The sequence below is a fragment of the Methylomicrobium sp. Wu6 genome, assembly GCF_035916875.1.
Lineage (GTDB): Bacteria > Pseudomonadota > Gammaproteobacteria > Methylococcales > Methylomonadaceae > Methylomicrobium.
Map to the genome: position 1 here is coordinate 16,417 of NZ_JAXUHN010000074.1, position 12,607 is coordinate 29,023.

A 12,607-nucleotide genomic window follows, 5' to 3' on the forward strand; every position below is an offset into this window, starting at 1 on the left:
TCTCGGTGCCGTCGATCTTATTCGCTGTCATCGTTTTGTGGATTGTCATTGCCTTGCGTATCTTCGTTTTCTTGATTATTGGATTGATCCGATCCCTGTCCTGAAGCGTTTACGGAACCGGCCATTTTCAATTCAATAATCATTTCCGGCCAGAAAACTCCATTTTCAAGATCGATCTTGATTTTGACCAATTTGGGCAATTGGTCTCTTTGCAGCCATTGGTCCAACCAACGACTTTCGTTTTCTCCTGCTTCCTGGCCAAAATAAGCCACCGAAAAACTGGCGACATGCCTGATCAATGTCTCTTCTTCGATGCGCCACTCATCGCCGTCGGCAACAGGATAAAACGGCGCAATCGCCACTTTGATGATATTTTCCCTGTTTTCATTCAGTAATCGGATGGTGAACAGTTGCAGCCCGGCTCTGCCAGCGCTGGCTGGAAAAGCAGAGACAAATTGCAATGACTGGCTATCGCCTTGAAAGGAAAAGTGACGTTCTTCCTTGACAAAGTCATTCCAAAGCGGCTTCGTCATGACTAAATGGCGTTGAAAAAAATTAACGACCCCGGCGGTTTCACCAACTTCAAAAATTTTTTTCTCGCCTTTTTCCCAGCTTTCCGCGCAAATCTTTAAGCTGACAAACAACAGCGTCATCATCACGCTGAGCAGCGCCATCGCCAACAGAACTTCAATCAACGTAAACCCTTGGCCTGACTTAGGGCTTCTCATTCGCCTTGTCCGACAATTTAAGTTCGGTCAACTCGAACTGCCTTTCGCCGCCGTATCGACTATGTTGCTCCCCCCACCCGACAATAACCGTCACCATGAATAACTGGGCGGGAATGTTCTGCGTATCGATCGTCTCGGTGGTCAGATCAAACGGTGAGACGGTCAGTTCCCAACGGTATTTTTCGCTTTTCACGCCGGATGCCTGCCCCTGCTGCAATGGCGTCTCGACGCCAACCCCGGACATCAATGCTTCGGCAATCTGCACCGCGGTGGTATAGTCTTCGGAAACGCTTGCATTGCGCAACCCAGAAGAAAAAATGCTCAACAACATGCCCAGCGCAATCGCCATGATCGAAAAGGCAACCAGAATTTCGAGCAATGAAAAGCCGCGTTGAATTTTGCGCTGTGATGGTTTCACGATCATCGCCGACGCCTTGGAAGGTTATCGCGCGTTGCGTCTTCGACTTCGAGTTGGCCGGTCAGCCAATTGATATCGATTTGCATCGATATCTCGCCGCGATCCAAAACAACACGACCGCCCGTGGAAGATCCGTCCGCGAAAAAGCGGATATTGCCCTGCCCCTCCCCGGTCAGTTCGCTCTGCGCGGTCACCACCGTCACCGCAATGGTTTCAGGTATCGAATATTCCTCGTCCCGGCCGCTGACCTTATAAGTATTTTTGGCTAGGTCGAAAGAAACAGTCATCTCCTGATGCGTCATCAGCGCCTGACCCCGCGCATAACGCAACGCGGACACCACATCCCTGACGATGGCCTTGTGTTCCAGCGTGCCTTTGCCTGATGATAAATTGAGCGCGACAACCGAAAAACCCAGAACGATGATGACCAATACGATCAACAATTCAAGTAATGTAAAACCTTGCGATCGATGCAGAGAAACCGGCAAGAAAGGCGTCATATCATTTCGGCGCGCTATCCGAACCGTCCAACATAGGTTTATACATGAATCCGTCCTTGCGCGCACCGCGCGAACAAGAATTTACTCCCAGCTTACCACGTCCCGATTCTCGCCTTCGCCGCCTTCTTTTTCATCCGCACCGAAAGAAAACAAGTCGAAGGCTCCATGTTCGCCAGGTGCAACATAATGGTATTCGTTTTGCCATGGGTCGAGCGGTACTTTTGACTTGCCCAGATAAGGGCCATTCCAGCGCTTTGAATTATCGGAGGACTCGACCAGCGCCGACAATCCTTGGGAAGACGTTGGATAACGGTCCATGTCCAGCTTGTACATTTCCAGCGCCTGGCTTAATTCGGAAATCTGTACCTTTGCCGCCTTGGTCTTGGCTTCCGCCATATGTTTCATGACTTTCGGCCCAACCAGGCCGGCCAACATCGAAATGATCGCCAACACGACCAGCAATTCCAATAGGGTAAAACCAATTTGTTTGTAATGAATGTGTCTCATTTGTCTGTCAGTATCCACTAAAAATGTTTTATCTTTGTAAATGGCATTACCGCTCCAGCGGTAATGCGGCATTCGAAGCATCGCAGCTTCTCTTGTCAGGGAACGCTGAGGCGCACCCCGACCTATGCGCCGCCCATTCAAAACGCCATGATTTTAGAAAGCCAAATCATTGACACTCAAAATGGCCAGCAGAATCGAGACGATGATGCCCGCAATCATCAACCCCAAGGTGATGATCAGTGCCGGCTCCAGCAAGGCCAGCATACGCTGAATCGCGATTTTCAACTGTTTATCGTAGATTTCCGCCACACGCAGCAGCATTTCTTCCAAATGCCCGGTTTCCTCGCCCATTCTAATCATTTGCACGGCCATTTTGGGAAATATTCCGGTTTTGACCAAAGCATCGGACATCCTTTTACCCTGCTTCAACTCATCTTCCGCATACTGGATTGCCTCCACCAGCACCAGATTGTCCACGGTCTCCTTAACGATGACCAAAGCCGAGAGTATGGAAACGCCATTGCCCAATAAAGTTCCCAAGGTCCGAGTCATGTTCGCGGTTTCCTTATTGACGATAACCATGTCGGCAAGCGGCAGTTTAAGAAATCGACCGTCCCACACTTTCTTCCTGACCGGATCGGCCAATTGAAACCTCATATAACTGACCGCAAAAATCGCGCCGCCGATCAGTAGCCACCAATAACTCTGCAGCCATTCGGCGAGGCCGACCACGATCTGAGTCGAAACCGGCAATTGCTGGCCCGCGCTTTCAAACATTTCGGTAAACTGCGGCACCACAAAAATCAGCATCACAAACAACGACGCCAGCGACATCACCAGCAGCACCGCCGGGTAGATCAGCGCGGTGCTGACCGTGTCCTTCAATTCGCGCGAGCGCTCCAGGTACTCCGCCAACCGGTTCAACACATCGCCCAGACTGCCGCCGGCCTCGCCAGCCCGAATCATGTTCAGATAAAAACGCGAAAAAATGCCGGGCTGTTTGTCCAGCGCATCGGCCAGGGAAGAGCCGCCCTTGACTTTTTCCAACACCCTAGCGATGAGCTTGCTCAGCTTTTCATTGTCTTCGGTTAGATCGATCAACACCGTCAGCGACTTATCCAGCGGCAAGCCGGAATCGAGCAAGGTCGCCATCTCGCTGGTAAACAACGCGATTTCCTTTTGACTCAGCTTGGTCCGTTTTGCTCCCAGACTCAAACCGAGAAAATTTTTTGCACTGGCCGGACTGACCTTGATCGGAATGTAACCTTCCGACTGCAAAAGAACAATCAGACTGGACTCATCGCTGGCGTCCCGAACCCCTTCCTCGGTTTCACCGAGATTGTTGATCGCTTTATAGGAATACAACGGCATATCAGGTTTCCGTCGTGACTCTCAACACTTCTTCGAGAGTCGTAGCACCGTCAACCACCTTGGCCAGACCGTCTTCATACATCGTCCGCATCCCCTCTTCAATCGCCAGTTTCTGAATTTCACCCGCTTCCTCGTGCGCCATGATCAGCTTGCGGATCGGATCGGTCATCAGCAAAAACTCGATGATTGCCAAGCGCCCCCGGTAACCCACGCCGCCGCAGGACGAGCAGCCGACCGGTTTAAATAAGGTGATATCGCCTTCCGGCCGATAACGGCGGAGATTCAAATCATTGACCAGTTCAGGCGGCGCCGGCTGACTCTGTTTGCATTGTGGGCAAAGTTTTCTGACCAGACGCTGCGCCAGAATGCCGTTTACCGTGGAACTCAACAGATACTCTTCCAGCCCCATATCCAGAAGACGGGTGACGCCCCCCGCCGCATCATTGGTATGCAGCGTCGATAACACCAAGTGACCGGTCAGCGCCGATTGCACCGCGATTTTGGCGGTCTCGAGATCGCGCATTTCGCCGATCATGATCACGTCCGGGTCCTGCCGAACGATAGAGCGCAGCGCCGACGCAAACGTCAGGCCGATCTGTGGCTTGGCCTGAATCTGATTGACGCCTTCCAATTGATATTCGACAGGATCCTCGACCGTGATGATCTTGCGCTCAGACGTATTCAGCAGCTTCAACGCCGCATAAAGCGAGGTCGATTTACCGCTGCCGGTCGGACCGGTAATCAGGATGATGCCGTGCGGCTGCGCCAGCACCTCAAGGAATTGCTCGGCATGCCGGCCCGAAAACCCCAGGGCAGCGAAATCGAACACCATGTTTTCCTTGTCCAGCAAACGGATCACCACGCTTTCGCCGTACATCGTCGGAATCGTCGAAACCCGCAAATCGAGCTCCTTGCCGAGCATTTGCACCTTGATGCGGCCGTCCTGCGGCAGCCGGCGCTCGGCGATGTTCAGCTTCGCCATGATCTTGATCCGGGAAATTACCGCGGCGGTCGATTTGACCGGCGGCGAATCGATGTCCTGTAACACGCCGTCGATGCGCAGCCGGACCTTCAAGGTATGTTCGAACGGCTCGATATGAATATCCGACGCCTTGGTTTCGATCGCGCGCTGCATGATAAGATTCACCATCTTGATCACCGGCGCCTCGCTGGCCAAATCCTTCAAATGTTCCAGATCTTCTTCACCGACTTCATCGACGCTCAGATCATCGACGATACGGTCCATTTGCGAACGACCTTCGCCATACTGCACTTCCAGCGCCGCATCGATTTCGGACAGCAGACCGACCCTGGTCAAGACTCTTTTGCCGGTCGCAAGTTCCAAGGCATCGATCACGAACCGATCTTCAGGATCCATCATCGTAACTTCAATGGCTTCGTCGCTATTCGCCATTCCGATCACATGATAATTCTTTAAAAACCGCAACGACACTGCGTCCGGCAACGGCGCCTCCAACGGATACTCGCCGGACAGGGTTTTCTCGAAATGCCCGGATTCGACAAACGCGTCGGCCACGTCAAGCTCTGAACACAAGCCCAGCTTGACCAGCAAATACGGCAGACCTTCTGCGATGGAAGACTTCTGCATCCGCTCGACCTTTTTCAATTCGTTGGCGGTCAGCTTGTTTTTATCGAGCAGAATTTTCAGAAAGGATTGATATGGTTTCGTTGCATTTTCCGTTACGATTTCCATGCTGAATCCCTCAAAGGCTCGATACACTGGCAAAAATTGACTATCTTACGAACTGTATAGCACCAGCAGAATGCAAATAATGAATATGACGTAGATTACTCCAAATCTTGAAAGGATTTACCCTGGCTGGACATATAACGCAAATTATATTTATCGATCAAGCAATACAAAGTGACGTGAGAAACATTAAAAATTTTCGCCGCCTTGGCGATATCGATATTATTTAGCATAACGCATTGCCGAAAGAATTGCATCCTGATCCGCTTTTGCGCGATAAGTGAATAGCAACAAGTTCATTGGCATTTCTTGAGCTCTCTAAGTCATTGATTTGCTATTCACAGGTTGCAAACGAACTTCTCGCGAAGCACTTATTCTTCCAATGTCGACAAATAACGTTTACGGATGTGCCTTTCCAGGTCCAAATCTTCAAGCGAATACCGCTCTTATTCTCCGACAGCAACAACGCCCGATCGACGCCGACTGTCAATTCCCGACATCGTTTAACAAGCGGCACGGATAAAAGGCCGTGATAAGGCCCGCAGCGAAATTTTGTGAATGGTCGCCGCCGCCCAATCGTAGACATGCTCCAAATCGGCGTAACCGCTCGGGTATACCAAGCCGGCGGGCGGCATGATGCCGTAATGGTAGCCGATCACTTTTTCCAATTTGTCCAGATACACCGGATCGTCCAGCGATTCGACCAATACCGGCCCACCAAAAGTCAAATTCATCGATCAAGGCAAGCGCTTGCGCTATGCTTGCGGCGCCAAACACTTCCCAATCGGATGCCTGAACCATCTTCTGAATGGAGTCATCCTCGCCATCCTGCTTGAAAAGCAATACCTTCCTTTTTCATAAACATTCGACTCCGTTAGATTGCAGACGTTTAGCAATGAACGGACAACGGCAGATACAAATTTCTTCAGGAACGTTTAAAAATGACTTATCGCATTTCTCCCATTGGGGCAAATGGGCAGGGTTAGCGAACGGCTTGCTTCGAATCAGTCCCTGCGACCTCCTTAACCAACTTGGGAACCAAATAACCAGGCAACTTGGCCTGGATTTGCCGCATCAGTTCTAAAGCTTCGTTTTCGCTAACTTCAAAATGCCCCGCGCCGCTGACCTTATCCAATAAATGAAGATAATAGGGTATCACGCCATTCTTAAATAACCCTTCGCTGAGCGCGACCAAATCGGCAGCATTATCGTTGACGCCGCGTAGCAACACCGACTGATTCAATAATACGATGCCGCTTTGTTTGAGCTGGCGGCAAGCCTCGGATACCCGCCCGGTGATTTCGTTCGAATGATTGCAGTGCAAAACCAGCACGACCGGTTTGGCAGTTTGCGTCAGAACTTCCAGTAAACCTTGGGTGATCCGGGCCGGCAGCACGATCGGCAAACGGCTGTGGATTCTGATCCGTTTGACGTGAGCGATGCCGGCCAATTGGCGAAACAAGCGATTTAGGCGGTCATCGCTCAGTAATAAAGGATCGCCGCCACTTAGTATCACTTCGGAGATGTCCGGATTTCCACGAATGTAACGCAACGCGCCGATTTCTTTTTCCTTGCCGAGTTGTAAGTCGGCATAGGGAAAGCTCCGGCGGAAACAATAGCGACAATTAATCGCGCAACTGCCGGTGTTGATCAGCAAAACCCGGCCGTGATATTTATGCAGCACACCCGCTTCGTTTGCCGCTTCGAGATCGCCGACCGGATTATTGTTGTAACCCGGATAAACCCGAATTTCATCACGAATCGGCAGCACTTGCCTGAGCAGCGGATCTTGCGAATTGCCTTTTTCGATCGCCTCGGCAAAACTGCGGGGAACCTTTATCGGAAAATCGCCGGCAGCATCTTTTGACACGGGCAGTTGTTCTATAGGTAGATTCAGATAGGCGCAAAGTTCGCCAATGTCGGTAAAGGCTTCGGCAAGCTGCTGTTGCCAGTTTTTCGCAAAATGGTCGGTCTGTTCGTTGAATTCCGGCATGAATGGACGTTTTCGAGGTTTCTATTGGCAAGGGCCTCTATTATAATGGTTGAATTTTACATTGCTTTAGGTTTGAGGAAATAATGGCCACATACAGCACCAACGAATTTAGGGGCGGACTCAAAGTCATGCTGGATAATGATCCGTGCGCGATCATTGAAAATGAATTTGTAAAACCAGGCAAGGGTCAGGCGTTCAACCGGGTCAAAATCCGCAACCTGAAAACCGGCCGGGTGATCGAAAGAACGTTCAAATCGGGTGAAACGCTGGAAGGAGCGGATGTGGTCGATGTCGAAATGCAATACCTGTACAACGACGGCGAGTTCCGCAATTTCATGAAGCCCGACACGTTCGAACAGTATCAGGCCGATGAAAAAGCCGTCGGCGATGCGGCACAATGGCTGAAAGACCAGGATTTCTGCACCGTGACTTTGTGGAACGATGTACCGTTATCGGTCACCGCGGCGAATTTCGTTGAACTCGCGATTGTCGAAACCGATCCTGGCGTGCGCGGCGATACCTCGGGCGGTGGCGGAAAACCGGCGAAGCTGGAAACGGGCGCGGTCGTGCGCGTGCCGTTGTTCGTGCAAACCGGCGAGGTGATCAAAGTCGACACCCGCACCGGCGAATATGTTTCCCGGGTCAAGGACTAATGACTAAAGGGCGGATGCGCTCCGCACATCCGCCCACTCCCCATATCTGATCAGCCCCAATATTAAGAGCGGCTTTACCTCGACGCGCTCTGCATACATCGCAACACTTTCCGATGACCGATCAAGCCGAATCCGCGGCAAGCGACTGGCGACCCAGTTGCACGCCGGACATTTTATCGTGCAGAGCGCAAATGCTGCGGCAGATTCGCGAGTTTTTTTGGGAAAGAGGGATGCTCGAAGTCGAAACGCCGCTGCTCAGCCGGACCATCGGCACCGATCCTCAACTGGCTTTTTTCAGCACCGAATTCGAATTTCATCCCGCACGGCAAACCCTCTACCTGCAGACGTCGCCCGAATTCGCGATGAAGCGGCTATTGGCCGCCAGCTCGGGATCGATCTATCAAATCTGCAAGGCATTTCGGAACGGCGAAGCCGGGCGTTTTCATAATCCCGAATTCACGCTGCTCGAGTGGTACCGGGTTGGTTTTCGGCTGCCCGACTTGATGGACGATTGCGAGGCGTTGATCGAAACCTTATTCGCCGGCCATAGGCCTTTGCTGGCGGCGCAGCGATTGAGTTACTGTTCACTGTTTGCTGAATATACCGGCCTGAATGCGGCCGAGTTTTCATATGCCGATTATTGCGCTTATGCTTCAGCCGAAGGATTATCCGAAGCCGCCACGCTCTGCGGCGAAGATCATGCAATCTGGCTTGATTTTTTGTTCAGCCATCAAGTTCAGCCGCACCTGGGAAGCAACCGCTTATGCATGGTTTATGGCTATCCGGCCTGTCAATCCTCGTTGGCGCGCTTGAACGAACTGAATCCGATGATCACGGACCGCGTCGAATTGTTCATCGACGGCGTTGAACTGGGCAACGGCTTTTTCGAACTGGCCGATGCGGAAGAACAAAACCGACGTTTTGATCGGGAAATAGCCGTTAGGAAACAGCAACATTTAGCGCCCGTGAACAAGGACGAGCGCCTGATCGCGGCACTGACCGCGGGGCTGCCCGATTGTTCGGGCATCGCAATAGGCATCGATCGCTTGCTGATGGTGCTGCTCGAGAAACCTTCGATTGACGATGTGCTCAGTTTTCCGATAACCCGGGCATAAGCTGTGCAAATAAATTCTTATGATATAATCGAAATAACTGCCTTAAGAATCAGAGATTGCCGCACCCTTTTGCCTACTCCATGATGTCAAAACCTTTTGTCCTTCTATTTTTGCTGTGCTTGCTGTTGTGTGGGACAGCCGCAGCTGATGAGGAATTCATCGTAACTGATATAAAGGTGAAAGGCTTGCAGCGGATCTCGCAAGGCACCGTTTATAACTATCTTCCGGTCAACATCGGCGAAAAGTTTTCCCTGGACAATGCCGGCCCCGCAATCAAGGCGCTGTTCAAGACCGGATTCTTTAAGGACATTTCGCTGGAACGCGAAGGATCGACATTGATAGTCAATGTGGTCGAACGTCCTTCGATCGCCAAAATCATTATCGAGGGCAACAAAGATCTGAGCAAGGACGATCTGACCAAGGCACTGAACTCGATCGGCATGTCGGAAGGCAAAGTATTCAACAAGCAGATACTCGACAAAGTCGAACAGGAATTGAATCGGCAATATCTAAGCCACGGCAAATACGCGCTCAAAATCAAAACAGAGGTCACCAATTTGACCCGCAACCGTGTCGGCATACAAATCAAGATTTCCGAAGGCCGCGTCACCAAAATCAAACAAATCAATATCGTCGGCAACAAGGCGTTTGACGACAAGACCTTGCTCAAGCAACTGGAATTGAGCACGACGAATCTGTTGTCCTTCTACACTAAAAACGACCAGTATTCCAAGCAGAAACTGCAGGCCGACCTGGAAACGCTACGCTCTTATTATCTGGACAAGGGCTACATCAATTTTTCGATCGAATCGACTCAGGTTGCTATCACGCCGGATAAAAAAGATATTTATGTCACGATCAATGTTAAGGAAGGCGATATCTATACGCTAGACAAGGTCAAACTGGCCGGCAATCTGATCGTGCCGCCCGAGCAAATGATCAAACTGGTCGGCATCGGTCCCGGCGAAGTTTTTTCCAGAAAACAAGCCACCGAAACATCAAAGGCGATCTCGGATCGTCTGGGCGATGAAGGCTACACCTTCGCAAACGTGAACATGGTGCCGGAAATCAACGAAAACAACAAAACGGTCGTGATGACCTTTTTTGTCGATCCGGGCAAACGCGCCTATGTTCGCCATATCAATTTTTCCGGCAACACCAAGACGCGCGACGAAGTGCTACGTCGGGAAATGCGGCAGATGGAAGCGAGCTGGGCGTCCGGATCGAAGATTGAACGCTCGAAAACCCGTCTTGAGCGTTTGGGTTATTTTGAGGACGTCAATGTCGAAACCCCGCAGGCCGTCGGCACCGCGGACCAGATTGACGTGAACTACAAGGTCACCGAAAAAGCATCGGGCAACTTATCGGCTGGTGTCGGCTATTCGCAGGTGCAGGGAATCGTGGTGAATGCGAATATTACGCAGGACAACGTCTTCGGTTCGGGCAAACGCGTCAATCTCGCTTTCAACAACAGTAGCTATATCACCAGTTATCAATTCGGTTTTTTTAACCCATATTTCAATGTGGACGGCGTCAGCCAGGGTTATAATCTTGGTTATACCAGCCGAAATCTGTCCAATATTAATATTTCTCGTTATTCAACCAACATCGCGAATGCGGGCATCAATTTTGGAATTCCCCTCAATGAGTATGACAACTTACGCTTCGACACGGATCTGAAACATACTTCTTTGACAAACACCGCCAGCTCATCGATTGAAATTCAGGATTTCGTCCATCAGGAAGGCGACAGCTTTGTCACTCTGGCACCGAGTATAAACTGGACACATGATACCCTGAACCGCGCGATTTTCCCTACAAAGGGATTTCAACAGCGTCTGTCGGGAATGATCACGACTCCATTTAGCGACCTCGAATATTTTAAAATCAACTCTAAAACTCAGCTCTACTTGCCGCTGTCCCAGGCTTTAACTTTAAGACTCCTGGGCGATATCGGCTATGGTGATGGTTACGGCAAGACTTCTTCATTGCCTTTTTTTGAAAATTATTTCCTAGGCGGTACGGCTGGCGTCCGCGGTTTCAAAAACTACACGTTGGGCCCAAAGGATCATTATTGCAGTGTTGCTTATAATCCGCCAACTCCTTGTCAAGGGCAAGTGTCTTCCAAATACCCACTTGGCGGCTCCACCAAAGTTATGGGTAGCGCCGAATTGTTTTTCCCGGTCCCTTTTCTTTCAGACGTCAAATCGGTCCGCATGGGTGCCTTTTTCGATGCCGGAACACTTTCGGACTCTTTGAACTTTAATGATGTAAAATATTCAACCGGCATCTCAGGTGAATGGCTGTCCCCCTTCGGCGCTTTATCGGTCAGCGCCGCTATGCCTTTGAACGCTAAATCAGGGACTGCGACCGATATCGGCGATCAGAAACAATTTTTCCAATTCAATTTCGGGCAGAACTTCTAAAGCAAGTTGTTTTGGCTTAATTTTACTTATCCCCTATAATTTACAAAATTTACCCCCCCAATTCTTACACTTTAAACTCCCCATGGAGACTCGAGTCACGATGAAAACTAAAATTGCATTATTCCTGGGCTTACTGCTCGCCGCTAATATCTCTTTCGCCGAGGTCAAAATCGGCGTCGTCTATATGAATACAGTGCTCAAGGAATCTCCGGAACTGAAACGCCTGGAACAGGAGTTTTCATCTCGAGTCAAGCAAATCAAATCTCTGGAAACTGAAATCAAGAGCTTGGAAGAAAAATTAAACCGGGACGCCGCGGTCATGAGCGAAAGCGAACGCACCAGCATGGATAAAAAGCTGCGGGACAAATCGCTCGATTACAAACGGGTCAGCGAAGAAACCGGCTACGATTTAAACACACGCAAGAACCAGGAGCTCGGCAAATTGCAACGCCGAATCGTTGAAGCCGTTCAAGCCATCGCCAAAGAACAAGGTTTCGATCTAGTGCTGTATGACGGGGTACTCTTTGCCAACGACAAGCTTGATATTACAGCACAGGTTCAGAAAAAACTGGCGTCAGGGCAATAAGCCTTTACGCCTTCCTTCGTTCCTGTTTTAGATTGAATACGATGGGTAGTGGCGATATTGTAGGCCCTTAATCGGTTAGCAATGTCTATCCACTACATTCGTTATTTGGTTTAGTCTGGAATTTTATGATCCTAATCGTTAAAGCGATCTGAACCATGTCAATTAAGTTAGATATTTTACAAATACAAAACTTTTTACCGCATCGCTATCCTTTTCTGCTGGTCGACAAGGTCATCGAATGTGAGCCGGGCGTCAGGTTATTGGGCGTTAAAAATGTTACATACAATGAGCCTTATTTCCAGGGCCATTTTCCGCAGAAACCGATCATGCCCGGCGTATTGATCATCGAAGCGATGGCGCAAACGACAGGCCTTCTAGCATCCGAAACCGCTCGCGATGAACTTGCCGGCATGATTTATTATCTGGTCAGCGTCGATAAAGCTAAATTCAAGCGGCCTGTTGTTCCGGGCGACCAATTGATGTTGGAAGCCAAATTCCTGAAAAGCAAACGCAATATCTGGGCATTCGATTGCTCCGCCGAAGTCGATGGCGAATTCGTCGCTAGCGCCGAAATCCGCTGTGCTGCCGTGGTAAATTAA

Annotated in this window: 13 protein-coding genes; 5 read left to right on the plus strand and 8 right to left on the minus strand. The window is 50.3% G+C overall.

All coding sequences use genetic code 11. From position 1 onward, the window contains the following. Positions 1–17 precede the first annotated feature (17 nt). The 8 genes from U2W12_RS09995 to epmB all read right to left on the minus strand — a co-directional run bounded on the left by U2W12_RS09995 (position 18) and on the right by epmB (position 7,228). Entirely contained in the window at positions 18–728 is a 711-nt protein-coding gene (locus tag U2W12_RS09995; RefSeq protein ID WP_326500537.1) for a prepilin-type N-terminal cleavage/methylation domain-containing protein, read from the minus strand. Further along, positions 715–1,146, minus strand: coding sequence for a prepilin-type N-terminal cleavage/methylation domain-containing protein (locus U2W12_RS10000; RefSeq protein WP_326500538.1), 432 nt, complete (start codon positions 1,144–1,146; stop codon positions 715–717). Before U2W12_RS10000 ends, U2W12_RS09995 begins: the two co-directional genes overlap by 14 nt. Before the next feature lie 2 nt (positions 1,147–1,148). Then, a complete protein-coding gene (locus U2W12_RS10005) occupies positions 1,149–1,646 on the minus strand; it encodes a GspH/FimT family protein (protein WP_326500539.1) in 498 nt (165 codons plus the stop codon). A gap of 81 nt (positions 1,647–1,727) precedes the next feature. Beyond that, positions 1,728–2,153 (minus strand): type II secretion system major pseudopilin GspG, encoded by a 426-nt coding sequence (gene gspG / locus U2W12_RS10010; RefSeq protein ID WP_326500540.1) that lies wholly within the window; start codon positions 2,151–2,153, stop codon positions 1,728–1,730. A 153-nt stretch (positions 2,154–2,306) separates the two neighbouring features. Further along, positions 2,307–3,524, minus strand: coding sequence for a type II secretion system F family protein (locus tag U2W12_RS10015; protein ID WP_326500541.1), 1,218 nt, complete (start codon positions 3,522–3,524; stop codon positions 2,307–2,309). Position 3,525: 1 nt separating this feature from the next. Further along, on the minus strand, positions 3,526–5,238 hold the full coding sequence (gene gspE, locus U2W12_RS10020; RefSeq protein ID WP_326500542.1) for a type II secretion system ATPase GspE: 1,713 nt from the start codon (positions 5,236–5,238) through the stop codon (positions 3,526–3,528). A 500-nt stretch (positions 5,239–5,738) separates the two neighbouring features. Continuing rightward, positions 5,739–5,969: a hypothetical protein gene (locus U2W12_RS10025; protein ID WP_326500543.1), complete on the minus strand. Its 231-nt coding sequence runs from the start codon at positions 5,967–5,969 to the stop codon at positions 5,739–5,741. 248 nt (positions 5,970–6,217) lie between these two features. Further along, complete coding sequence (gene epmB / locus U2W12_RS10030; RefSeq protein ID WP_326500544.1) at positions 6,218–7,228, minus strand: EF-P beta-lysylation protein EpmB; 1,011 nt, start codon at positions 7,226–7,228, stop codon at positions 6,218–6,220. An 83-nt stretch (positions 7,229–7,311) separates the two neighbouring features. On the opposite strand from epmB, the gene efp reads away from it, so the two are divergent. The 5 genes from efp (at position 7,312) to fabZ (ending at position 12,607) form a co-directional block, all read left to right on the plus strand. Further along, positions 7,312–7,881, plus strand: a complete 570-nt coding sequence (efp, locus tag U2W12_RS10035) for an elongation factor P (RefSeq protein WP_326500545.1) — start codon at positions 7,312–7,314, stop codon at positions 7,879–7,881. 113 nt (positions 7,882–7,994) lie between these two features. Then, positions 7,995–8,996: an EF-P lysine aminoacylase EpmA gene (epmA, locus tag U2W12_RS10040; RefSeq protein WP_326500546.1), complete on the plus strand. Its 1,002-nt coding sequence runs from the start codon at positions 7,995–7,997 to the stop codon at positions 8,994–8,996. A gap of 83 nt (positions 8,997–9,079) precedes the next feature. Next, positions 9,080–11,422, plus strand: coding sequence for an outer membrane protein assembly factor BamA (gene bamA / locus U2W12_RS10045; RefSeq protein ID WP_326500601.1), 2,343 nt, complete (start codon positions 9,080–9,082; stop codon positions 11,420–11,422). 100 nt (positions 11,423–11,522) lie between these two features. Then, positions 11,523–12,008: an OmpH family outer membrane protein gene (locus U2W12_RS10050; protein ID WP_326500547.1), complete on the plus strand. Its 486-nt coding sequence runs from the start codon at positions 11,523–11,525 to the stop codon at positions 12,006–12,008. Positions 12,009–12,163: 155 nt separating this feature from the next. Next, positions 12,164–12,607, plus strand: a complete 444-nt coding sequence (gene fabZ / locus U2W12_RS10055; protein ID WP_326500548.1) for a 3-hydroxyacyl-ACP dehydratase FabZ — start codon at positions 12,164–12,166, stop codon at positions 12,605–12,607.